The sequence below is a fragment of the Paenibacillus sp. FSL H7-0690 genome, assembly GCF_037980415.1.
GTDB lineage: Bacteria > Bacillota > Bacilli > Paenibacillales > Paenibacillaceae > Paenibacillus_AQ > Paenibacillus_AQ odorifer.
The window spans coordinates 1,863,350-1,887,554 of record NZ_CP150281.1; the positions used below are offsets into that span (position 1 = coordinate 1,863,350).

The following is a 24,205-nucleotide window of genomic DNA, read 5'->3' on the forward strand; positions in this document are numbered from 1 at the left end:
ATGGAATCTAGTTTTGCTTGAGTAAGGGGGAATTTAGTTATGACAGAACCAGTTGCCATCCCAAAGATTGATGGTGAACAGATTCAACTACGTGGTGTGCAAGCATCCGATCTGGAGGCTTATTATAATTTTTTGCTTGATGTTGAGATGGGGCAATTAACAGGATCGCAAGGAGATTTCTCTCGTGAGCAAACGGCAGCTTGGATTCGTAAGATTAGTGTTCCAGCCGAGGATCGTGTAGATCTTATGATTATAGTAAAGGACACGGGTGAGCTCATTGGAGAAGTGGTACTAAATGAAATAGATCCGGACAATCGTAGTGCAAATATCCGGATCGGCATTTGTGGGCATGAACATCGGGGTAAGGGTTACGGGACTGAAGCTATGACTCAAATGCTACGATATGGCTTTGAAACTATGAAGCTGCATCGCATCCATCTCGGTGTATATACTTTTAACCCCAGAGCCGTTCATGTCTATGAGAAGCTTGGTTTTCAACGCGACGGTGTGGAGCGGGATGCTCTTTATGTAGACGGAGAGTTTCATAACATGATTCTGATGTCCATGCTTGAGGATGAGTTCCGCAGTTTGTACAATTAAAAAAAGTGAATCTAGGGTAAGGAAGATTGTAAGTAACTTCCTCACCAGATTCACTATGAATATTAGTCTGTAATGTTTCCAGCCATTTTGAGACGTTTGGCAATTTCTTTAAAGTCTTCGGGGGAGATTCCGGGAGCGAATTCCTCTTCGACTGCCGGAGCAACGGGGATCGGAAAGCCTTTAGGGGATCCTTGAATAACTTCAAGAGGAAGATTATCCTCTGGGTGGGTTCCCTTCCAAATCTGATCGATGGCGCCGAAGTCACTTTCACTCCAGGTGTATAGCTTGGTATGCACGCCTTTTTCTTCATATTTTTTTGCTTCGCTGAATGATTTATTATTTAACGAAGGAATCGGCACGAGCTTAGTTACATTAACACCTGTTGCCACTTCGATGGCTTTGGCATAAGCGACCACGTGGACACCACCACGGACTAAAAGGAATCCGACTACAGCGCGTGCAGCTGGATGGTCTGTCATTTCGTAGACCTTCATTTTATGTGTTCTGGCTCCGCATTCGAGGAAGAAGTTATGTAGCAGATCTTCCACTAGGTTGCCGCTATTAAAGACGTTTGCTCCGGTCCACGGGTTCCCCGTTGAATCAAAAGGCATAGCCCCTTGTGCACCAGCCAGAAAGTGATAGGATAGACGCGCATCTTTTGCGGACCCTAGAGGGGTGGAATCGGGCTCTTTATAACTTGTTGACCCTCGAAGACATTTGTTGATGGCATGCGAAACCAGCTCGACATGGCCAAGCTCTTCCGCTGTTATGCTCATCACCAAATCATAAAAAGGCTTCAGCTTGTCTTTTGAACGGAAATTAAAGGATTGAAAGAGGTAATTGTTAAGGGTCGACATTTCACCGAACTTTCCGCCAAGTAATTCCTGAACAGCGGCAGCAGCATTGGGATCGGGCTTCTCAACTTCAGGAATCTCAATCATGATTTCATCCATACGTTTGAACATTAATATCTCAGCCTCCTTGGAGTTAGGGGTTACTGACCTATTTTGAGCTTAATCTATAGGAATTACTCATGAATGGGCTGAAAAGTATGGATGTGCGTCATGTAAATGGCTTTTTGTGTCGAAAAGGCAAACTGCAAATACTATCAAATACGCAATCAAAAACACAATCAAATACGCAATCAAATACGCATAGTAACCCGCTAACGGACACAGCAGACCCTATATGCAGTATTATCCGATATTTACAATGCTAACGGACTCCAGCGCAGCTATCGGCCTAGAAAACGCCCCAAATGGGACTCTTTTCAGGGAATAGCGCCCCTGGAGTCCGAAAACTTACTTTGAAGGCTAAATACATGTGAATAGCGTCATCTGAGTCCTTAAGTTACTCTGGATGATTGATATTCGCTTGAAGCAAACAGTGAATGATCAAAACGCAGAGCAGCGATCCTCCTAATATAGGAGAATCGCTGCTCTGTTGATTTTTAGGGTTTATGAACTTTTTTACAATGCTAAATTACGATCAATAAGAGCAATACGTTGCTGTACACAAGCATAAGAACGAAGGGGATCCTCTGGAGTGTTCAGCACATAATCTAACATTTGGTCAACGGTAGTTGTAGCCACATGGATACGAGTGTCGGAGGAGGCGTAGTAAATATAGATTTCACCGTTATCACGTGCAATCACGCCATTACAGAACACGACATTGGAGACATCGCCGACACGTTCTTCACCGTCTGGCGCGATGAAATGACCGCCAGGTGAATGAGTAACTTTGTTTGGCTCATCCAGGTCAGATAAGAAAGCATATAGCACGTAGCGGAGTCCAGCAGCTGTGTTGCGTACACCATGAGCAATATGCAGCCAGCCTTTTGCAGTTTTGATTGGAGCTGGACCTTGGCCATTTTTAACTTCCTTGATGGTATGGTAGTAGCGTTCGTCCATGATAGTCTCGCTGGTAATTACGGCATCTTCAATTGTATCCGAGAGTCCCCAGCCAATACCGCCACCGGAACCTGCATCGATAAAGCCATCTTGTGGGCGAGTGTAGAAAGCGTATTTTCCATCTACAAATTCAGGGTGTAGCACGACATTACGCTGCTGAGCAGAGCCTGTTTTGAGATCCGCCAGACGTTCCCAGGTCTTCAGATCTTTGGTGCGAACAATACCACACTGTGCTACTGCGCTAGAAAGGTCACCATGTGGAGCATCTGGATCTTTGCGTTCTGTACAGAAGAGGCCGTAGATCCAGCCATCTTCATGGCTAACGAGGCGCATGTCGTAGACGTTGATATCAGGAACTTCTGTCTCCGGCAGCACAACTGGATGATCCCAGAAGCGGAAACCGTCCACGCCATTGTCGCTTTCTGCTACAGCGAAAAAAGATTTGCGGTCATTGCCTTCCACGCGAGCAACAAGATAGAATTTGCCATTCAGTGCAATAGCACCCGGGTTGAAGACGCCGTTGACGCCAATTCTTTCGGCAAAATAAGGGTTGGTATCTGGGTTAAAATCATAACGCCAGATTAAGGGCGCATGCTCAGCAGTTAGCAGTGGATGAGCATATCGGTCATAAATGCCGTTTCCATAAGGAAGCTTTTCGTTCTTGCGAGCGATCAGGGCTTCATAACGTTCTGTTAATTGTTGTTTGCGTTCTTGGAATAATGATGACATTAGACAGTCTCCTTTATAGTTGATTTCAGTCGTGCGATCATTTCGAAGCAGGCTCTGCTGTTATGATAAGGACATTTCCAGGCGCTAACCTTTGATCCGTGAGGCAGGGGCTGAAGGTTCTCGTCCACGCCCCAGTACCATTCACCCAGCTTGTGATCCACCATGTATTTATCGATAAAAGTCCAGGAGGCTTGGGCAGCCTCATTAAATTTGCTGTTACCAGTCAGCTGATAAGCATTATAGAATCCAACAACCGCCTCAGCTTGCGGCCACCAATCTTTATCTTTGCTCAGCAGCCCGCTTGGGTCAGCTTCATTCCATATCCCTCCATCGCTATCAATACCTTCCGCAAGAACGGCTTCTGCCATGGAGACAGCGACTGTTCGCACACGCTGCAGCAGCTGCTCTTCTCCAAGGGTTTCAGCAGCTTCCACCAGCAGCCAGCTTCCTTCGATGTCATGTCCGTAGGAGATAATATCTGATTTCACATTCCATGCTTCATCTAAGAAAAGATGAAAATGCTGGCCTTCCTGATCAATGATATGATCCAGCATCGTTTCGATTAGCTCAGTTAGCGTGCTCTTTAGTTCCTCCGACTTCCATACTCGATAGAGACCGGTATACGCTTCCAGAACATGCAGATGGGTATTCATAGATTTTTTTTCATTCATATCCTTGCTGCTGAGACTGAGGTTATCAGTGATTTGCCATTCCCGTGATAAAGCTTCGACATAACCTTTATAAATAGAATCATAGCCGTATTTCTCAACTAGCTGGAATAATTGAATCGCATCCTCTAAGACTTCTGGACGTCCGGTCGCATGGTAGAATTCAGCCAGTGCGTAGATAGCAAAGGATTGGCCATAGATCTGCTTTTTCTCTTGAGAAGGTCTGCCCTCAGCATCCACCATCCAGTATAATCCGCCATACTCTTTATCAATGAAGTGTTCCATCAGGTAGGTATAAGCACGTTCTGCCATCGCCAGATATTCCGGTTTACCGTAGATCCGGTAAGCGCTCGCAAAGGACCAAAGGATCCGGGCATTAAGCACAAGGCTTTTCTCTGCGTTAGGAGTAATGTTCAGCTGATTGTCGATTTCACCTACAAAACCGCCGTTTACTTCATCCTTCGTCTGTTTCATCCAAAAACTAAGAATATTATCCTGCAGTTCATCCTCAAGTTGGGTCAACCATAATTCTGGTGAATTAATCATTGTAATCAGTCACTCCTCACATTATTTGGTGATTTTTGAGGTGAAATATTCGTTGATGATCCCAGCGGCTTGCTTACCGTACATACAGTAATCATCATTCTGTGCTGCTTCTTCAATTGGATAAAGATGAGTAGGCCAATCCCAGAGCATAAAGCCCTGAACCCAATCTCTGTGCTCACAGCCTTGAAACATTGCCTGATAGAATTTACTTTGTTCTTCTTGACTTGGTTCGCCCTTTAAGGTCCAATCATTGGGAATCGCAGCGCTTCCGCTCCGGCTTGGGCAACCCGCTTCCATGAAAAAGAACGGCTTATTCTGTGAGTGCACCACTTGCTCAATCCGGTCGAGCTGAGCCTCCCAATCACTAGCTGGATAATACCCACTTGAAGAAATCACATCGAGCGCATCCCACCAGGTTACGTTATCCTCCTGATACTTATCGCAATTATAAGTAAGAATACCTGAGTAGACCTTCCGCACCTCAGCAATAAGCGAACGCCATTCGGCTTCGCGTCTATCCGTCTGTACAAGCTCACAGCCAATACAGAACATTTCACAGCCTGTTTCCTCAGCGATAGCGGCATAGTGCAGAATAAATTTAGTATAAGAGCTGAACCACTCAGACCATTTAGGCTCGCAAGGGACATCCTTATCAAAAAAGTTAATATGGGCACGCCAAGTTCCGTCAGCACAATTAACAATCGGCTTCAGGCATACTTTTAGCTGCAGTGACTTCGCTTTGCTGATAGCCCATTTCACTTCTTCGTCGCTAACGGTTGGAGCCTCCCAGTAGGGGATTTCCGTAGAATGAGCGGTAGCTTGAAGCGCACTGAGCGCAATGGCCGTCCAGTTCGCTCCGGTGACAGAGGACATTAATTCCAGCGAACACTCAGCTTCTTTTGTTGTCCATGAACCACGTCTACCCGAGAAACCCCAGGTTACGCCTGCAATGTATTCGTTGTTTAACATCATCGAGAATCCTCACTTTACACACAAAAATAGAAAAATTAGCAATCTTCATTTTGTTAGATAGTTATTATTGTTTTGTTAGTTTATAATAACAACTTAATTTAGTTATATACTTTTTTGCAGATGATTTCAAGGACAATTTGTAGTTGAAGCTGGGAAATTTGAATAACTTTAGTTATAGTAAATATAAGACTATAAAAGGGCGCAATCGTACATTGACGTAATACATGGGGAGATACTATTCGTGATGATAGCGCAATCATAATAACTGGCGGATACAACTGGAGGGAATTACTCAAATGATAAATGTTATGATTGCGGACGACGAGGAAGTCATTCGCAGGGGGCTCGAAAAAATCACATCCAGAATGGAAATAGACGTACATGTAATTGGATCTTACGGCAACGGCTTGGAAGCCTGGGAACATTTAGAAAAGTTATCCCGGGAGGATATAGATCTGCTTATTACAGATATCAAAATGCCTAGAATGGATGGTTTTAAGCTGATTGAACAGGCTAGAGGCCATATGGAGGATATCCCTATTGCTGTCCTTAGCGGTTTTAGTGAATTTGAATATGCCCGTCGAGCGATCCGTCATGGGGTGATGGATTATTTGCTTAAACCGATTGATAAGACTCAGCTATATGAACTGCTTAAGAGAGTAGAGGATGTAAAGAAAAAGACCGTGACGGAGCATGAGGAGATTTTCTCACAAGCTGCGGATGGTGGAGAACATTATGTAGTTGAGCAGACAAAAAGTATTCTGGAGAGAGAGTATGATCAGAACTTCGAGCTTGAACGCCTAGCGGAGATGGTGGGCATGAATGCGAGTTATCTCAGCCGTTTGTTCAAATTAAAGACGGGGCAGACGATCACAGACTATCTGATTCGGATTAGAATTTCTAAAGCAAAGGAACTGTTAATGGAGCATCCTGACCTGAAAAATTATGAAATTGCCGAGAAGGTGGGTTATAGCGATCCGGTATATTTTAATAAATTGTTCAAGAAAATGTGTGGTATGACACCTAAGGATTATAAAAGCGGCTGTAAATTCCCGAAAATTGAACGTGAGTTTTAGGCATATATAGGAAGTTATTTATTAGGAGGGCGAAAAGCTCTCTTTTTTTGTGGATATTTTTATAAATTAGATAACAAAATTGTTATAAGTAAAACAAAAATAACAAATACAAGACCAGAAAAAGCAATTGAAACCATCGTTTTGCGTCGAAAATAGATTTATAATGGGTTTGTAAGCGATATCATCACTTGTTTTCAAGAGTAATTCAGATAATCCGGTATTAATGGCTACTCTTTCAAGTTATGAGTGATGATAAAAGTTATTATTTTTGTTATTTACCTAAAACTAGAGTTGAATTGAAGAGAGGGGTCGTAACAGCATGAAAAAAGGCAAAACAATGATGGGCTTGATGGCACTAACACTTGTGGCGGGATTGTTTAGCGGTTGTTCCTCAAACAACAACACTAACAATGAAGCTGCTAAAAACACAGGAAACAATGGTTCTTCAGCAGAGGCAACTGCTCCAGCTGATGGTACAGCAGCTAAGGATATCAAAGGGGATATCACAGTCATAACGCAAAGAACAGATATTGTTGATACCGTATTCAAAGAGTATGCGGCTAAATTCAATGAGAAATATCCTGATGTAAAGGTGAACTTTGAAGCGCTCGCTACTTACGAAGATCAAATTAAAATTCGTATGAGCACTAGTGATTATGGCGACGTTCTTTTGTTACCTACTAGCATAGCTGTAAAAGATATTCCTGATTTCTTCGAACCCCTTGGCAAGCTTGAAGAAATGAGCAAACAATACACAGGGTTGGAAGAACGTGCAGTAGACGGAGTTGCCTATGGTATTCCGATGACCATCAACTTTAACGGGATTATCTATAACAAACAAGTCTTCAAAGATGCCGGAATTACAGACGTTCCCAAAACCCCTGAACAATTCTTGACTGCCCTGCAGACTATTAAAGACAAAACACAAGCTGTTCCTCTTTACACAAATTACGCAGCAGGCTGGACATTGACGCAATGGGAAGCGGATCTGGCTACAGTAGCTGGTGACCGTGATTATGTGAACATTGCTCAAGTGGCTAGCGACGACAACTATGTAGCGGGTCAACCACACTATGAATTGTACAAAATTCTGTACGATGCAGCACAAAAAGGTTTGATTGAAGAAGATCCAACTACAACAGACTGGGAATCTTCCAAAGCTGATCTGGCCAACGGAAAAATTGGGACTATGGTGCTTGGATCTTGGGCAATTGGGCAAATCAAAGGCCTGGCTACAAATCCAGACGATGTTGGATTTATGCCTTTCCCAACCAATGCGGATAAAATCCTTGTGCCGCTTGCTGGGGACTACAATCTGGGTGTCAGCGTACACAGTAAAAACAAAGAAGCTGCTAGAGCTTGGGTGGATTGGTTCATCAACGAATCTAACTATCCTACAACTGAAGGCGGCGGTATGAGCCCGGCTATCGGTGCAGAGCTTCCAGAAATCCTGAAACAATATGAAGGTACAGATGTAACCTTTGATACTCTTGCTCCTGCTAAAGCTGGCGAAGAAGGCTGGTCTGATGAAATCGACAAACAAGCTGAGATCGGTGCTTGGCAGCCAGACTTCAAGAAACGGATTATTGAAGCAGCGATTGGCAACAGAAAAGAATCCTATGATGACATCATGAAAGACCTGAACGACAAGTGGAAAGCCGCTCGCGCTAAAGTCACAGCACAGTAACAACTATAAGCTTCTTAGATGCTATAGGCGGTAGTGAATGTGGGAGGGGATATGCTAACAAGCATTTCCCCCTTCACATTTAAACGAGTCTTAAATAAATGAGGATGCTTTTTCTGGAGGTGTATCGGGTGTTTAAGTTTTCAAATTTGAGCTATAAAAATCAAAGAATCGCTATCATCATCTTATTCTCATTAGTGCCGATATTGTTGCTGCTCACATTCGCTTATTATCCAGTCATCAGTATGTTTCGGTACAGCTTCACCAGTTGGAATGGATTGAGCAAAAATATGGAATATGTCGGTTTAGAAAACTACAAGACCATTTTTACGAAACCTGAGTATTTTTCTGTGTTTAAGGTCAGTTTGTATTATTTCTTTACCACCTTTATTCAGATGGCACTTGCCTTGTATTTTGCAACCATCTTGAGCTTTAGTGTTCGCATGAAAAACTTGTTTAAAGGGATTTTGTTCTTCCCGACCTTGCTAAACGGTGTAGCAATCGGTTTTATCTTCCTGTTCTTTTTCAAACCAGATGGAACGTTAGATACGATTCTCAATCTGATTGGGCTTGGCAGTCTGCAGCAGAAGTGGCTTCTAAATCCTAATTTGATTAACTTCTCGCTCGCAGGTGCGTCACTGTGGAGATACATGGGAATGAACTTCCTGATTTTCCTCGGAGCTATTTCTTCTATTGGTAAGGATATCTATGAGGCCGCTGAAATTGACGGTGCAAACAGATGGCATCAGTTTATGCATATTATTTTGCCAAGCATTAAACGTATTCTGCAATTGAACTTGATTCTTGCGGTTAGTGGCGCCATTGGGGTATTCGAAATTCCATACGTCATGACAGGCGGATCTAACGGAAGTAGTACATTCGTAATTCAGACGGTCGATGTAGCTTTCAAATACAGCAAGGTTGGTTTGGCATCGGCGATGGCCGTGGTATTGCTGGGTATTGTTATCATAGTTACTATTTTGCAGCGCGTTCTGATCAAGGAGGAGAAATAAACTATGCATTCTGTAAAATATACCACTGCTAGTATATTCAAATATCTCACCTTGATTTTGGGAGCACTTGTAGCTTTGATACCTATCGTGGTCGTGTTTTTCGCTTCATTAAAAACCGGAGCCGAATATGCTTCTACCGGACCGTTAACGCTGCCAGAGAATTGGTTGAATTTCTCCAACTACACTAAGGCTTTTGTAGACGGAAAAATGCTGCTCGGTTTTAAAAATACTGTCATTATCGTTGTGATTTCTATTGCGGGTGCTACGTTGACGGGTTCGATGATGGCTTATATTTTATCGCGCTTCAAATTTAAAGGCAGTAAGATCCTAATTAGTATGTTCCTGATTGCCACCCTGATTCCAGGTGTAACTACACAAGTAGCTACTTTCCAAATCATCAATCACTTGGGATTATTTAATACCAGATGGGCACCAATCGTTATGTACTTGGGCACGGATATTATCGCTGTTTATATCTTCATGCAGTTTTTGGACTCGATCTCCGAGTCACTGGATGAATCCGCGATGCTGGACGGAGCTTCGTATTGGACAATTTATTGGAGAATTATTTTGCCACTGTTGAAGCCGGCGATTGTAACTGTAGTGATCGTGAAGGGTGTTAATATTTATAACGATTTTTACACCCCTTTCCTTTATATGCCGAAAACAGATCTGCAAACGATCTCCACAGCACTCTTTAAGTTTAAAGGTCCATATGGATCGCAGTGGGAAGTAATATGTGCGGCGATTATGATCGCAATTATACCGACATTGGTTGTGTTTACCGCCTTGCAAAAATATATCTATAATGGTTTTTCACAAGGTTCTGTAAAGTGAGCTCAACAGTAAATTTAATAACAGTACTAGATAAAATAGCATACTGAAAAGTTGCATACATTTGGAGGGAAAACTAATGAGTGAAGTAAAATTGGTTGGAGCAAGTGCAATTAACATCCCGAACATGCCTTGGCAAGAAAAGCCTGCTGGCTACGAGAATCCGATTTGGAGACATAATGATAACCCGGTTATCAAAAGAAATCCTGCAAAAGGTGTAGCCCGTATTTTCAATAGTGCGGTTGCTGCGTATGAAGGCAGTTTTATTGGTGTATTTCGTGTAGAAGATAACACTACTCGTCCGCATCTGCGTATGGGACATAGTGTGGATGGTTTGGATTGGAAAATCGATGATGAGCCGATCCGATTTATAGATGAAGAAGGTAATCCTTATCAGCCGCGTTATGCTTACGATCCGCGTCTGGTGAAGGTTGAAGATACATTTTATATTATCTGGTGTACAGATTTCTACGGAGCAGCTATTGGAGTAGCAAAAACACAAGATTTCAAAACATTTATCAGCTTGGAAAACCCATTCCTGCCATTCAACCGGAACGGTGTACTGTTCCCTAGAAAAATCAACAACAACTTCGTGATGTTGTCCCGTCCAAGTGATAGTGGCCATACGCCATTTGGTGATGTATTCCTTAGTGAGAGCCCTGACTTCGTATATTGGGGAAAACACCGCCATGTAATGACCAAGGGTGGTCAAGGCTGGTGGCAAAGTGTCAAAATTGGTGGCGGACCAGCGCCGATTGAAACTACTGAAGGCTGGTTGATGTTCTACCATGGCGTAACTGGAACGTGCAATGGTCTTGTGTATAGTATGGGAGCGGTTATTTTGGACATCAATGAGCCCTCGAAAGTAAAATATCGCTCGAAGAACTTTGTATTAACGCCAGAAGAATGGTACGAGGAAAGAGGTTTTGTGAATAACGTCCTGTTCCCATGTGCTACTCTGCATGATGCAGAAACCGGCCGTATCGCCATCTATTATGGCGCGGCTGATACTTATGTAGGCGTTGCTTATACAACGGTTAATGAAATCGTCAACTATGTCATCGAAACCCATGAAGAGGTTGGCGATGATGCAGGTTTAGGCAAAATCTAATTGGACTTAATAACCTATATTTTCAGTGAGTTTGCTAGAGTTCCGGAGAATTGCGTAGCGTAGAGTTCGAAAGAAGTGTGTTGGGTTTGGTGTGTTGAATGTTGTTGGGTGTGCTCAGTGCGGAGGTTGCCTTGTGCGACCTCCGTGTTCTGTTGCAGAATGTACAACAGAACGACACATTATCGCCTGTAATAGATAAGTAGCAGGCGAGGGGGAAATTCGGCTCTGTTGGCGATTCTGATCACTCTGTTGTTTAGTCACTCTGTGGCTTGGTCACTCTATGGCTCTGACGTAAATAGTTGCACTATGTGCACTTAAACTAACATTTCTTTGTTTACTAGGCGATATAATTGCACTTCGTGCAACTATATCAGCGAAGTAACCTCCAAAAGCTCCTTTTACCGTTTTTTAGTTGTACAAAGTGCAACTAAGATTAGAAACAAATATATTTCAGCTGTAATAGCTGCACAAAGTGCAACTCTATGGCTCTGACGTAAATAGTTGCACTATGTGCACTTAAACTAACATTTCTTTGGTTACTAGGCGATATAATTGCACTTCGTGCAACTATATCAGCCAAGTAACCACCAAAAGCTCCTTTTACCGTTTTTTAGTTGTACAAAGTGCAACTAAGATTAGAAACAAATATATTTCAGCTGTAATAGCTGCACAAAGTGCAACTATCCAGTCGCAAACTGTTACTGTGCCGATTATAAAGAAGTTAATAGGCAAAATGGAAATGTGGGTGTTGTGAAGGCAATAAGAAGATAGCGGATAAGTGGAATGTGAGTGGTTGTAGAGGTAATAAGAAGGTAGTAGGTACGTGGAATATGATTAGTTGTGGAGGTAATAGGCAAGCAGCGAGTGAGTGGTGAATGTGGCTCTGTTGGCGCTTCTGCTACTCTGTTGCTTAGTTACTCTATGGCTTGGTTACTCTATGGCTCTGACGTAAATAGTTGCACTATGTGCACTTAAACTAACATTTCTTTGGTTACTAGGCGATATAATTGCACTTCGTGCAACTATATCAGCGAAGTAACCACCAAAAGCTCCTTTTACCGTTTTTTAGTTGTGCAAAGTGCAACTAAAAGGGAAAAAACACATATTCAGCTATAATAGCTGCACAAAGTACAACTATCCAGCCAGAAGCTGTTACTGTGACGATTATAAAGAAGTTAATAGGCAAGGTGGAAAATGTGGGTGTTGTGAAGGTAATGGGAAGATAGGTGCAAGTGGAATGTGAGTGGTTGTAGAGGTAATAAGAAGGTAGTAGGTACGTGGAATGTGATTAGTTGTGGAGGTAATAAGAAGGTAGTGGTACGTGGAATATGACTAGTTGTGGAGGTAATAGGCAAGCAGCGAGTGAGTGGTGAATGTGGCTCTGTTGGCGTTTCTGCTACTCTGTTGCTTAGTTACTTAGTTACTCTATGGCTCTGACGTAAATAGTTGCACTATGTGCACTTAAACTAACATTTTTTTGGTTACTAGGCGATATAATTGCACTTCGTGCAACTATATCAGCGAAGTAACCACCAAAAGCTCCTTTTACCGTTTGTTAGTTGTACAAAGTGCAACTAAAAGGGAAAAAACACATATTCAGCTATAATAGCTGCACAAAGTACAACTATCCAGCCTCGGAGCTGCGACTAAACTATCCAGTCGCATAAAACGCAACTATTGCATCCCACTCCATCGCAACTTTTCCATCCCAACTATCCCATCCCACTATTCCATCGCAACTATCCATACATCAACGGAAAACCCATATTGGGTTTTCCGTTTCTATCTAGCATAGTAACTCTAACGTTGCTTCGCGGTTACGAACAGCAAGCGAACAATTTCGTTACATAACTTAAGGAGGAATAATATTTTGGGAAGCGACATGAATTTGTCACAATTAAAGGAATATAACGGAAGTAGTCCAAAACCGGATGATTTCGAGCAATTTTGGGAGCGGGCATTGCGTGATCTGGATGCACAGCCGCTGGATTATGAACTGGAACCAGCGGAGTTTGTCAGTGAACTTGCGGAATGTTTTCATTTGTATTTTACCGGAGTTGGCGGTGCAAGAATCCATTGCAAATATGTAAGACCGAAGAACAGCATACATAAAAAAGGTCCCGGTGTAGTGATGTTCCATGGATACTCCTGTGACAGCGGGGATTGGATGGAGAAGGTGGCTTATGCTGCTCACGGGATTAGCGTCCTGGCGATGGATTGCCGCGGCCAGGGTGGCCTCTCCGAAGATAACCTTACCGTAAAAGGGACTACGATACGCGGACATATCATTCGAGGGATGGATGATCCTAATCCTGATAACCTTTATTATCGCAATGTGTTTTTGGATACGGCACAGACTGCCCGAGTTCTGATGTCTATGGATGAAGTTGATCCTGAACGTGTAGGTGCCTTTGGACTATCTCAAGGTGGAGCGCTGACTGTGGCTTGTGCAGCATTAGAGCCTCGCATAAAAATAGCTCTGCCTGTATATCCCTTCCTTTCAGATTATAAACGTGCTTGGGAGCTGGATATTACCACCTCAGCTTATGAGGAGATCAACTATTATTTCCGTTTTTTTGATCCCCATCATTTGCGTGAGGATGAGATTTTTAATAGGCTCGGTTATATCGATATTCAGAATCTTGCCGAAAGAATACAGGCTAAAGTACTGTGGGTTACCGGGTTATCCGATACGATTTGTCCACCTTCAACTCAATTTGCCGCATACAATAAAATACTAGCGTCCAAAGAGCTTATGGTTTATTATGAGTACGGTCATGAGTATTTACCATATCTTGCCGATCGGGCGTTGGAATTGTTCATGACCTTGTAAGAGATAAGCCAGCAGGCATAACTGAAGACAACGGTGGTGAACAATTGATGAAGTCGCAAGTAAAAAAAGAAAAGGCGCATTTCCAGCTGCACCCTGCCAAATCGATTGGGGTGCGGCTTTTTCTCATCTTCTTCATCTCAACAATGGTGCTCGTTCTCTCACTTGGCTACATTTCCTATTCCGTAGCTGAGCAAACGATCGAGAATAACGCGCTGTCAGCCAATCAACAGACAGTCGTCCAAGCTGCAGAGAAGTTTGATGTTGAATTATTGCGTTATGAGGATGGCCTAGGAAGAATTCTTTACAACAATGAGATTCAGGATGCACTCAAACAAGGGAATAATCCCACTACAAGTAATGAGGAACGTAATTTGCAGTCCAACCAGATTAGCGCCGAGCTAAATGCCTGGCTGACCGCATCAAAGGGGGTAGAAGCTGTATACCTCATCCCGATGAATCAGGAAGTCCCTACTTCGTCAGCGGGATCAAAAGACAGCGCTTTTATCAAAGAATTCAGAGAGTCCTCATGGTTCAAGCAGCTTGAGGAGCAACCACAAACATTGTGGATTCCCCGAACAGAACAGGGGCAAGCCGGAAATACTTCGGGTATGTTTCATTTGGCACAATCGATAGCTGGGGATACACAAAGCCCGGGATACATAATTATCTGTGATATTAGAATTAGTGAATTAGAAAATCAGCTTCGTAAAGTTGATCTCGGACCCAGCTCTTACATGCAATTGCTGACGGATAAGGATGAATTGATCGCATCGTCCCAGCAAGTGGGAACAGATACTTATCTCAGTCTGGGAGGGACTCTTCTTCATGGTTTGGAGCATGAGGCTGGATCATTGCCAACGAAGGATGAGAAAGGAAAATCCATTCTGGCTGTGTACGGGACGATGGAAAGCTCCAGCTGGAGATTGCTTGGTGTTGTTCCGGCTGAGAATCTTACGAAAGACGCACTTCGTATTCTAAAAACTACATATATTATTGTTGCGGTGGCTGCTATTGTCGCCATTCTAATTGGTTACTGGATGTACAGAATGGTATCTAAGCCCTTGACCCGACTTAAGGATCTAATGTCTCAAGGGGCAGATGGAAATCTTGGAGTACGTACGGATATTACCTCACGAGATGAAATTGGTCAGTTATCGGGTTCCTTTAATAGGATGATGGAACGGATCACAGAACTGGTAATCCATACTAATGAAACCGCGAGGAAGGTAATGGAAACTGCCGATGAACTTAGTAGAGTATCGCGTAAGACAGCGATGGCAGCCAAAGAGATTGCCGCAGCGACAGAAGAAATTGCCGGAGGTTCAGGCAGCCTAGCTTTGGAGGCGGACCAGGGTAACGAGCTTACGGGGCAAATTTCGGTGCAAATGAACAAAGTGAACTCAGCTACGCATGAGATGGATCATACCGCACATAGTATCGGCGTGCTTAGTGAAGAAGGTTTTAATGAGTTAAAAGAGCTGCTTGGCAAGACCAATAAGACGGGCGATATGACGAATAAGCTTGTGCTGAAAGTGAATGAGCTGCAAGACACCACATCATCAGTGATGAAGGTGCTTGATGTTATGCAGAATATTACACAGCAGACGAATATTTTGTCTCTAAATGCAACGATAGAAGCGGCAAGGGCAGGGGAGTCCGGCCGGGGGTTTATGGTAGTGGCCGATGAAATACGCCAGCTTGCAGATCAGTCCAAAGAATCCATTGCTGTGGTGGCTAATATAACAGACACCATTATGAAGGATATGAACGAGACCGTAGGTGTTCTCTCGGAAGTAGCCCCTCTTTTTAATCAGCAGGTTACTTCAGTGGAGAGCACTAGCGATATCTTCGTATCTGTACAGGATCAGATGCGTCATTTTATTACACGCTTGGAATCTGTTGCTTTATCGATGGATAGCTTGAGCCAATCCCAGAAGGTGCTGTCAAATTCGATGGGCAATATCAGCTCCATTGCAGAAGAATCATCAGCAGCTTCTCAAGAAGTGGCTTCGCTTAGTGGGGAGCAACAAAGTGTGAGTGATCATTTAGTGGAGCTGTCTGAGCAGCTTGAGCATGCGTCCCGGCAGTTGCAAGAAAAACTGTCCAAGTTTAATTTGTAACTTTGCATAACCTAAGTAAATATTTTTAACTACAAAGACCAGTCTCCAATTATTTGGGACTGGTCTTTGTGATATTCAAAAGGCTATAAATTAGCTAACTAAGCATGAGTGTAAATAATCCAGCGGGTAGGACATAATAAAGGCTATGAACGTCAGTCAGGAGGAATGGGATTGCACAATAATGTCCACAGACGTATACTCGGCGGACTGATTATTTTATGTTCAGTAGTAGCCGTGTTGGTCCTTAGGCTGGCGTGGATTCAACTGTTTATGAAGGAACAGACGGTCCCTGGAACGAAATATACACTTGCAAAGATGGCAGAAATTCAAAGCGAACGGGAGACGGTATTGGACACTGGGCGGGGGCGTCTGTATGACCGAAAGAGTGAACCCCTTGCCGGGGAAACCATTTGGACGGCTGCGTTTTTTCCTCAAGAGGCGAAGGCTAGGAATACCGTGACGCAGGTCGTATACGAAGAAGCTGAGTCCATGCAGCGGTTGGCAGCTATCCTTGGAGTGAGTTATGAGCAATTGCTAAACAAGCGCTCTTCCCTTAAAGAACCATTGCTTTGGCCATCCTCAGTGGGAAAAGGACCGCTCGCACTTACATCCGCACAAGCAGAAGAAGTGAGTGCATTGGGGATCGACGGCGTAGGCGTGCTTCCTTTTGCTCGCAGATATGATGGGAACGCAACTGGTCGGCAGTGGCTTGGATATTTATCGGAAGCGGTCCCAAACACTGGTGGGAAGGCTTCGCCATCGGGGCTGAGAATTCCGATGACAGGAACGGACGGGTTAGAAAAGACCCTGGAGCCGTTGCTTCGAGGTGTAGGGCATACTGAGGCATACGCTCAGGTTGATGCGCGCGGGCAACGTGTCCCGGGCAGTCCCATTCAAGTAAGAGCCCCGGGCAATCCGTATTATCCGCTGTCTTTATATACAACGATTGATAAAAAGCTTCAGGAACAAATAGAGGAGTTAGCTGTTAAAGCTGGAATGAAGGAAGGAGCCGTGGTGGTGTTAGACACCGGAACGGGAGATATTGAAGCCATGGTATCTTTACCTTTTTACGACCCAGAGAAGATATCCCCTGAAGGGGGAGAGTGGAATAACCGGGCGTTGCAGGCTGCCGTACCTGGATCAATTTTCAAAATCGTCACAGCAGCAGCAGCACTAGAAGCCGGGGTCACCTCAGCGGATGAGCTCTTCTATTGTTCAGGGCAATATGAGAAATATGGATTGTCTTGTCTAAAAGGAAAAGGAAAAGGACACGGTCCCCTCACGCTGGCGCAAGGGTTCGCTGTGTCCTGTAATACTGTATTTGCTGCGCTGGCAGAACGTTTGAGTGGGGCGCAGCTTCAAGCGACAGCACTCGCGCTGGGGCTCGGAAGAGATATTAGCTGGCAAGCGGAGAATACGCTTGGTTTTCCAGTTCTTAAGCCACTGTCCGGTGAGCAGAAGGGGACGATCTTTACTTCTTTGCTGCCGGATGATCCAGGCGCCAGAGTGCAGACGGCCATTGGGCAGCGAGATGTGCAAGTGACCCCACTTCAGGCAGCGAACCTGGTGGTGACGTTACTGCATGGCGGGGAAGTGAGAGCGCCAAGAATTCTCCAGCGTGTAACCTTTGCAAATGGGCAAAAGCTAGAGGATCTGCCGGGTCATCTTTCCCCTTCAACTGCCGGGAGGATCTCAGAATCTACAGCCCGCCAGCTGCTGTCCTGGATGCGTAAAGTAGTTACGGATGGAACCGGCACAAGTCTGCAGAGCACAAAATGGCCGGTTGCCGGGAAATCAGGTACGGCACAAACCCTTGTTAAGGGTATGCCGCGTAACAATCAATGGTTTATCGGCTATGGGCCGGTGGATCATCCCAGATATGCTGTGTCGGTAGCGGTGGAGAACGTTGCTCCGGACAGCTCACATCTAGCCGTTAAGCTGTTCGGTCAGGTATTGGATTTATTATCATCGGTTCCCTCTGGAGCTTGAGGTTCAGGTGGTGGCGCAGAGCTGGTCTGATTGGAAGCTGGACCGTTAGCTGCAAAGGGCGAAATGATAAATTCCTCTTGCGGAAGATAGATCCAGCTCTGAAGATACCCTTGTTGAATCAGTTCTTTTATCAGAATAAGCAGAATCGGCGACAGGATCAGACCAGCCATACCGAAAGCAGATGTGGACAGAATGACGAACGACAGCATAAGGAAGGCTGAGGATACGCCAATCGAATTCCCGGTAATCTTCGGCTCAAGCAGCTGCCTAACAATTAGTACAATGGCAAGGAGGATAATTAATCCGATAGCCAGTGAAGTATTGCCCACGATGAACAAATAGATGATCCAAGGGACTAAAATTGTCGTCACGCCAAGAAGCGGCAAAACATCAAATACCGCGCAGACTAATGCCATTGTGATTTCGTTGCCGGTTCGCAGAATAAATAAGCCGACTAGAACTATGGCAAAAGTAATGCTGATCAGAATAAGTTGTGCTTTTAAATAGGAACCGATAGCTTTGAATACATTGCCTTGCAAAAAGGCGAAGGCGTTCTTAAAGGTTTTTGGCATTTTGTCATGCGCGATTTTACGCCAATCTTTGATTTCCATGCTAAGAAAAAATGCCAAAATAATGGCTATCCCGAAATTGGCCATGAAGGTGGAGAAGGAGCCTAGAATACCGGCCATGTATTTTAGAAAAGTAATCAGCCATCCTGTTAGAACATCCGTGGCATCTTTAAAGTACCCGTTGACCTTGTTCGTAATATCGGGTGGCAAGTTATCTATTTTTTGCTGCAGGTAGGTCGTGGTCTCCACAAAATGCTGCTGCACCACATATGTATATTTAGGGAGGTTCTCTTGGAAGTGAAGGGCCTGGATCGTAATCAGTAGACCGGCACCAAATAATGTACCTAACAGCACAATCAGAAAGAGCAACACTGAAATGGCGGAGGCAAAAGGTTTACCAAGACCACGGCGGTTCAAGAAGCGGGCCAAGGGTTCGATAAGCAAAAATACAAAAAAAGACAGGAATACAGGTGCAGCTAACTGATACAGCTTACTAAAGGAGAACATAATTAGATAAACCGTGAGGACAATTAATCCGATGTCAAAAAATGTGCGCCAATATTTTTTGTATAACGGCAGCATAGATATAAACAACTCCCTTTTTTTATAAGTGGATACGCCAGGTTGATTACATTGTACATGATTTTACTTTAAAAGCGTCTATTTCTTTGATACATGTGTTAAAATAGGGGGTAACGTTTTTTTATTCTACTTCACTTGGCCGTTTCACGGGTTCTGCTTGCAGACATTAGGCGAGCCAAAGTCAACTCTGGAAAAGCGGGGAATTAATATGCAGACTTTGCTGCTCTGGTTATTTTACATCTCATCATTTTATGCTTTTATCCCTGGTATGATCAGCCGGATTTTTGGTTACCGTGTCTTTCGTAAAGGAACTGGGCGAAATGAATTCGCACTGACCTTCGATGATGGACCTGATCCTCGATTTACACCATTACTGCTGGAATTACTGAAGAGGTATGATGCAAAAGCAACCTTTTTTGTAGTCGGCTCTAATGCTGAACGTTATCCTGATCTTATTCAGCGTATCCATGATGAGGGACATCTCATCGGAATTCATAATTATGTTCACAAGACGAACTGGCTCATGCGGCCAGCAACCGTCCGCCGGCAGATTCAACGTACGAATGATATTATTTATAATATTATTGGCGAACGCAGTACGTATTACCGTCCACCTTGGGGTATTGTCAATTTATTTGATATTTCCAAACGACGCCAAGTTGAAATTGTGCTTTGGTCGGCAATGTTTGGCGATTGGCGTGAGAAGCTCGGCGCCGAAAAACTCACTGAGAAGATGCTGGCCCGTCTAAATCCCGGGGAAGTGATGTTGTTGCATGATAGCGGCACAACGCTGGGTGCAGATGCGGATGCTCCAGGGAATATGCTTGTGGCTCTTGAGCAGACTCTGGAGGAAGCCCGTAAACGGGGACTACGCAGCATTCGGATTGATGAGATGATTAAGATGGCTGAGACGTCACCTATCCGGCGCTTATCTTTTGGTAAACGGGTGCTTGTAGGACTTTGGTTAGCTTGGGAACAGGTATTTCAAGCTCTTTTTCATCTCCAAACGATTACTCCGTCAGATCCTTTCCTGCATTATCGGATGCGGAAATATCAGGGTGAACCGGTTGAACTCGAGGGCGGAGAACTGCTGCGTAAAGGTGACAAAGTCATTGAGCTGCACATCGATAATAAACAGTTGTTCGAATTAGGGATTCATTCACGTTCTTCCGCTCAACTTGCGATTCGAATGATCCGCAGAATGGAAAAGGATCTGCCCATTCTTGCTGAGATCATTGCCAAAGATGTGGATCTTGCGGAAGCCAAAGCGCTTTATGGAGTCAGCATGATTAACCGGGGACCGGAGAAATTCGGCTTTACCGTACGTGATTTGCCGGATGGCTTATTCGCACGTTCCTCCAAATTTTACTTAAGGATCCTGTTAAGTGTGATTCATCCAGCAGGTGGGGCAAGGCTTAAAGAACGGAGCGAGGTCCTTGTGCCGAAGCTTATCCTGATGCCTGTCTCAGAGCTGCTCAAAAAGATGAATCAACAGCTGCCTCATCATCCGAAAACTGCAAAAAAACGCAAATCGCAACAGGAAGAATCGTTGTCACTTAATGATTCGGTTGCGGATGTAGAAATGCCAGGTGCGACAGTAACCAATTGATTCATGATCTTATTGATAAATATTTTACAGTGGACATGTAAAGAGATGTTCTACAATCCAGCGATGGGTTGTGGAACATTTTTTTATTGGGATAATTAAAAAAAGAGCAGCCCGCCAGTAGAAATACTAAGGTGGGACTGCTCTTGCTTGTTTTAATATTCTTTTTTGCTAAAGGGATTAGATCTTCAGCACTGCGCCGTTACTTGCATTGGTTACCATTTTGGAGTAACGAGCCAGGTAACCAGTTTTAACTTTAGGTTCGAATTCTTTCCAACCCGTACGACGAACTGCTAATACTTCTTCTTCAACCAGCAATTCAATCTTCCGGTTGTTGAGATCCAGCTCAATGATGTCTCCATCCTCAACAAAAGCGATCGGACCGCCTTCAGCTGCTTCTGGAGAGATATGACCGATACTGATTCCGCGGGAGGCCCCCGAGAAACGACCGTCTGTAATCAGACCGACCTTAGCACCTAGCCCCATACCCACGATTTGTGAAGTAGGCGCCAGCATTTCCGGCATTCCTGGTCCGCCCTTAGGACCTTCATAGCGGATAACGACTACATGGCCTTCTTTAACTTTACCGTTCGCGATACCTTCCAGTGCAGCTTCTTGGGAATCAAAGCAGATCGCAGGACCTTTATGATATCCACCTACTGAAGCATCAACTGCACCAACCTTGATGATAGAACCCTCTGGAGCCAAGTTTCCGTAAAGTACGGCAAGACCGCCTCTTTCGGAGTAAGGGTTGTCGATAGTATGAATTACGGAAGTATCTTGGATCTCGTGTCCGATTACGTTCTCAGCTAATGTTTTGCCGGTAACGGTCATACATTCCCCGAACAGAGCACCTGGTTTCTTCAGCAGTTCATTCAATACAGCACTAACGCCGCCCGCACGGTCCACATCTTCAATAAAGATATCAGAAGCTGGAGCCAGCTTAGCCAGATAGGGAACACGGTTTGCAACTTCGTTAATGCGTTCAAGCGGATAATCGATACCTGCTTCTTGAGCTAATGCAAGGGTGTGCAGCACTGTGTTAGTAGAACCACCCATTGCCATATCCAGTGCAAATGCGTTATCAAGGGATTCTTTAGTTACGATATCTCTTGGTTTAAGATCCAGCTTAATCAATTCCATCAGTTGTGTTGCGGATCTACGAACAAATTCTCTACGCTCATCAGCAACAGCCAAAATTGTACCGTTACCTGGCAATGCCAGTCCAAGTGCTTCTGCAAGGCAGTTCATGGAGTTGGCAGTGAACATTCCGGAACAAGATCCACAGGTTGGACAACCGAATTGTTCTAATTCTAGCAACTCTGCATCGTTGATTTTGCCGACTTGGTGAGCACCAACGCCTTCAAATACCGAGGTCAGAGAGAGCTTGTTACCTTTACTATCTACGCCGGCTTTCATTGGGCCGCCGCTTACGAACATGGTTGGGATGTTAACACGCAGTGCGCCCATCATCATGCCCGGTGTAATTTTATCACAGTTAGGGATGCAGACCATGCCATCGAACCAATGCGCGGAAACTACAGTTTCCAAGGCGTCAGCGATGATCTCGCGGCTTGGCAGTGAATAACGCATGCCGATATGTCCCATAGCAATTCCGTCATCTACGCCGATCGTATTGAATTCAAAAGGAACGCCACCAGCTTCGCGAATCGCTTCCTTAACGATTTTACCGAACTCTTGCAAATGCACATGCCCTGGAACAATATCAATATAGGAATTGCAGACCGCAATAAACGGCTTTCCGAAATCTTCTTCTTTTACTCCGGCTGCTCTCAGGAGACTACGGTGTGGAGCACGGTCAAAGCCTTTTTTAATCATGTCTGAACGCATTTTCTTGGCTGCCATAATGACATTCCCCCCTAAATGAATTTCAATCAAATATAGTGTCGCATTAACGCAATGAACTCCAAAGACCTGCGTATATACGGTTTATAGAAAGAACGGGGACCTGCTTCCTCAATAAGAAAAGCGATGCCGTTTCTATAAAAAAAGCCGCTGTTTTGGTATAAACAGTTACCGCCTAAAATGAACGGAGAAGTCATTGTTATTAGTGAGTCTATCACAAAGAGCACGTTTTTTCTACCGGACAATGTGAAGTTTGTCGATTGACGCAAAGCGTGGGAAGTGGAGGAAAAGCTCATTTTCGAAAGGAAAGTGCTTTATTTGGAAAATGGAACAGGGTTCGGATGTATCTATTTACCACTCTAGACAACTTTAGGAGAGCTGAGTATGATGGGAGTTATTATTTTATGGGAGGTGCTGGAAAATCGGGATTTGTCTATTATTATCGCCGCGGTGGATCGTTTTTACGGGGATGAAAAGCTAAGGAGGGAAAGGGAATGTCACAGCGTACAACTTTTTTAAATCCAATTGTAGCAAGCTCAGGAGACCCATGGGTATTCAAACATACCGATGGCTATTATTACTTTATGGCCACAAAAGCTAAATGTCTGGAGCTGACGAGATCTAGAACCTTGACCGGCCTTGCGGAGGGCGACAAGAAAGTGATCTGGTCTCCCGAACCGGGGGGCAGCTACAGTTACAATCTGTGGGCGCCGGAAATCCATCATTTGGACAACAGATGGTACATTTACTACACTGCGAATGACGGAGGAGGCGACGATTCACGGCGGATTTGCGTGCTGGAGAATGAAGCGGCGAACCCGCTGGAAGGACAGTGGGTATGGAGAGGTGCTTTGCAGACACCTGTCCCAGGGTTGGATGGAACAGTAATGTCTTTGCGGGATCAGCTGTATTTTCTGTATGCGGGATATGGTCATTTTCCTGATTATGGGTCGGCTATTTACATTATGCGAATGAGTAATCCTTGGACCTTGGAAGGGGAGCATCACCTGCTTACCGCTCCAACTCTGTCATGGGAGAAGCAAGGTGGCATGGCGATTAACGAAGGTCCGGTAATTTTGCAGCGAAACAATCGTATTTTCATGGTTTATTCGGCAAGTACGACTTGGTCTGAGGATTATGCACTAGGGATGCTCACCATGAACGAAGCGGCAGATCCTTTGCAACCGCTGTCATGGGAAAAATCAATGTCGCCTGTATTTTGCAAAAGTGTAGAGAACGGGATTTTTGCCACGGGGCACAATAGCTTCACACATTCTCCTGATGGCAAGGAAGATTGGATAGTCTATCATGCGCTTCCTTCCGCTGGAGCGGATGTGTCTTTGCGCGCGACCCGTATCCAGAAATTTGGGTGGAAGGTGGATGGGACACCAGATTTTGGGGTTCCTTGTAGGGATACGCTTGCTCAGACCGTACCGTCGGGAGAATAAGAATAAAACAGGAAATCAAGACTGAAAAGGCCATTCATTACAGAAA

The 24,205-nt window shown here is 44.4% G+C and carries 17 protein-coding genes; 11 read left to right on the plus strand and 6 right to left on the minus strand.

What is annotated here, in order from left to right; genetic code table 11:
• Nucleotides 1-39: 39 nt before the first annotated feature.
• A complete protein-coding gene (locus MHI32_RS08150; protein WP_076184714.1) occupies nucleotides 40-600 on the plus strand; it encodes a GNAT family protein in 561 nt (186 codons plus the stop codon).
• A 62-nt stretch (nucleotides 601-662) separates the two neighbouring features.
• On the opposite strand, the gene MHI32_RS08155 is transcribed toward MHI32_RS08150, so the two are convergent.
• The 4 genes from MHI32_RS08155 to MHI32_RS08170 all read right to left on the minus strand — a co-directional run bounded on the left by MHI32_RS08155 (nucleotide 663) and on the right by MHI32_RS08170 (nucleotide 5,428).
• Entirely contained in the window at nucleotides 663-1,565 is a 903-nt protein-coding gene (locus MHI32_RS08155) for a manganese catalase family protein (protein WP_076126309.1), read from the minus strand.
• Between the two features lie 504 nt (nucleotides 1,566-2,069).
• A complete protein-coding gene (locus MHI32_RS08160; RefSeq protein ID WP_076303821.1) occupies nucleotides 2,070-3,242 on the minus strand; it encodes a glycosidase in 1,173 nt (390 codons plus the stop codon).
• A complete protein-coding gene (locus MHI32_RS08165; protein WP_076307033.1) occupies nucleotides 3,242-4,456 on the minus strand; it encodes an AGE family epimerase/isomerase in 1,215 nt (404 codons plus the stop codon). The genes MHI32_RS08160 and MHI32_RS08165 overlap by 1 nt, the downstream gene beginning before the upstream one ends.
• Before the next feature lie 21 nt (nucleotides 4,457-4,477).
• On the minus strand, nucleotides 4,478-5,428 hold the full coding sequence (locus MHI32_RS08170; protein WP_340012141.1) for a 1,4-beta-xylanase: 951 nt from the start codon (nucleotides 5,426-5,428) through the stop codon (nucleotides 4,478-4,480).
• Nucleotides 5,429-5,724: 296 nt separating this feature from the next.
• Between MHI32_RS08170 and MHI32_RS08175 the strand changes: the two genes are divergently transcribed.
• The 8 genes from MHI32_RS08175 (at nucleotide 5,725) to MHI32_RS08210 (ending at nucleotide 18,088) form a co-directional block, all read left to right on the plus strand.
• A complete protein-coding gene (locus MHI32_RS08175; protein WP_340012142.1) occupies nucleotides 5,725-6,504 on the plus strand; it encodes a helix-turn-helix domain-containing protein in 780 nt (259 codons plus the stop codon).
• A gap of 319 nt (nucleotides 6,505-6,823) precedes the next feature.
• Entirely contained in the window at nucleotides 6,824-8,191 is a 1,368-nt protein-coding gene (locus MHI32_RS08180; protein ID WP_076126319.1) for an extracellular solute-binding protein, read from the plus strand.
• A gap of 128 nt (nucleotides 8,192-8,319) precedes the next feature.
• Entirely contained in the window at nucleotides 8,320-9,201 is an 882-nt protein-coding gene (locus MHI32_RS08185) for a sugar ABC transporter permease (protein ID WP_036675555.1), read from the plus strand.
• Between the two features lie 3 nt (nucleotides 9,202-9,204).
• On the plus strand, nucleotides 9,205-10,038 hold the full coding sequence (locus MHI32_RS08190) for a carbohydrate ABC transporter permease (protein WP_076126321.1): 834 nt from the start codon (nucleotides 9,205-9,207) through the stop codon (nucleotides 10,036-10,038).
• 76 nt (nucleotides 10,039-10,114) lie between these two features.
• Nucleotides 10,115-11,146 carry a glycoside hydrolase family 130 protein gene (locus tag MHI32_RS08195; RefSeq protein WP_036675546.1) on the plus strand — a complete coding sequence of 344 codons (1,032 nt, stop codon included), beginning with the start codon at nucleotides 10,115-10,117 and terminating at the stop codon, nucleotides 11,144-11,146.
• A 1,870-nt stretch (nucleotides 11,147-13,016) separates the two neighbouring features.
• Nucleotides 13,017-13,979: an alpha/beta fold hydrolase gene (locus MHI32_RS08200; protein ID WP_139332032.1), complete on the plus strand. Its 963-nt coding sequence runs from the start codon at nucleotides 13,017-13,019 to the stop codon at nucleotides 13,977-13,979.
• Nucleotides 13,980-14,026: 47 nt separating this feature from the next.
• Complete coding sequence (locus MHI32_RS08205) at nucleotides 14,027-16,099, plus strand: methyl-accepting chemotaxis protein (protein ID WP_081386426.1); 2,073 nt, start codon at nucleotides 14,027-14,029, stop codon at nucleotides 16,097-16,099.
• A 165-nt stretch (nucleotides 16,100-16,264) separates the two neighbouring features.
• Nucleotides 16,265-18,088, plus strand: coding sequence for a penicillin-binding protein 2 (locus MHI32_RS08210; protein WP_340012143.1), 1,824 nt, complete (start codon nucleotides 16,265-16,267; stop codon nucleotides 18,086-18,088).
• Here the strand turns inward: MHI32_RS08210 and MHI32_RS08215 are convergent.
• Complete coding sequence (locus MHI32_RS08215) at nucleotides 18,046-19,239, minus strand: AI-2E family transporter (RefSeq protein WP_076126329.1); 1,194 nt, start codon at nucleotides 19,237-19,239, stop codon at nucleotides 18,046-18,048. The genes MHI32_RS08210 and MHI32_RS08215 overlap by 43 nt on opposite strands.
• 208 nt (nucleotides 19,240-19,447) lie before the next feature.
• Between MHI32_RS08215 and MHI32_RS08220 the strand changes: the two genes are divergently transcribed.
• Nucleotides 19,448-20,848 carry a polysaccharide deacetylase family protein gene (locus tag MHI32_RS08220; RefSeq protein WP_076192865.1) on the plus strand — a complete coding sequence of 467 codons (1,401 nt, stop codon included), beginning with the start codon at nucleotides 19,448-19,450 and terminating at the stop codon, nucleotides 20,846-20,848.
• Between the two features lie 177 nt (nucleotides 20,849-21,025).
• Here the strand turns inward: MHI32_RS08220 and ilvD are convergent, their stop codons facing one another.
• The gene (gene ilvD, locus MHI32_RS08225; RefSeq protein ID WP_036680967.1) at nucleotides 21,026-22,711 is read right to left on the minus strand and encodes a dihydroxy-acid dehydratase; all 1,686 of its coding nucleotides are present in this window, start codon (nucleotides 22,709-22,711) and stop codon (nucleotides 21,026-21,028) included.
• 494 nt (nucleotides 22,712-23,205) lie between these two features.
• On the opposite strand from ilvD, the gene MHI32_RS08230 reads away from it, so the two are divergent.
• Nucleotides 23,206-24,159, plus strand: coding sequence for a glycoside hydrolase family 43 protein (locus MHI32_RS08230; protein ID WP_076192862.1), 954 nt, complete (start codon nucleotides 23,206-23,208; stop codon nucleotides 24,157-24,159).
• Nucleotides 24,160-24,205 lie beyond the last annotated feature (46 nt).

Coding starts and splice junctions, on each gene's coding strand:
- MHI32_RS08230 (WP_076192862.1), top strand. CDS start 23,206: ATGTCACAGCGTACAACTTTTTTAAATCCAATTGTAGCAAGCTCAGGA.
- MHI32_RS08170 (WP_340012141.1), bottom strand. CDS start 5,428: ATGATGTTAAACAACGAATACATTGCAGGCGTAACCTGGGGTTTCTCG.
- MHI32_RS08205 (WP_081386426.1), top strand. CDS start 14,027: ATGAAGTCGCAAGTAAAAAAAGAAAAGGCGCATTTCCAGCTGCACCCT.
- MHI32_RS08215 (WP_076126329.1), bottom strand. CDS start 19,239: ATGCTGCCGTTATACAAAAAATATTGGCGCACATTTTTTGACATCGGA.
- MHI32_RS08175 (WP_340012142.1), top strand. CDS start 5,725: ATGATAAATGTTATGATTGCGGACGACGAGGAAGTCATTCGCAGGGGG.
- ilvD (WP_036680967.1), bottom strand. CDS start 22,711: ATGGCAGCCAAGAAAATGCGTTCAGACATGATTAAAAAAGGCTTTGAC.
- MHI32_RS08220 (WP_076192865.1), top strand. CDS start 19,448: ATGCAGACTTTGCTGCTCTGGTTATTTTACATCTCATCATTTTATGCT.
- MHI32_RS08165 (WP_076307033.1), bottom strand. CDS start 4,456: ATGATTAATTCACCAGAATTATGGTTGACCCAACTTGAGGATGAACTG.
- MHI32_RS08160 (WP_076303821.1), bottom strand. CDS start 3,242: ATGTCATCATTATTCCAAGAACGCAAACAACAATTAACAGAACGTTAT.
- MHI32_RS08210 (WP_340012143.1), top strand. CDS start 16,265: ATGGGATTGCACAATAATGTCCACAGACGTATACTCGGCGGACTGATT.
- MHI32_RS08190 (WP_076126321.1), top strand. CDS start 9,205: ATGCATTCTGTAAAATATACCACTGCTAGTATATTCAAATATCTCACC.
- MHI32_RS08180 (WP_076126319.1), top strand. CDS start 6,824: ATGAAAAAAGGCAAAACAATGATGGGCTTGATGGCACTAACACTTGTG.
- MHI32_RS08155 (WP_076126309.1), bottom strand. CDS start 1,565: ATGTTCAAACGTATGGATGAAATCATGATTGAGATTCCTGAAGTTGAG.
- MHI32_RS08150 (WP_076184714.1), top strand. CDS start 40: ATGACAGAACCAGTTGCCATCCCAAAGATTGATGGTGAACAGATTCAA.
- MHI32_RS08195 (WP_036675546.1), top strand. CDS start 10,115: ATGAGTGAAGTAAAATTGGTTGGAGCAAGTGCAATTAACATCCCGAAC.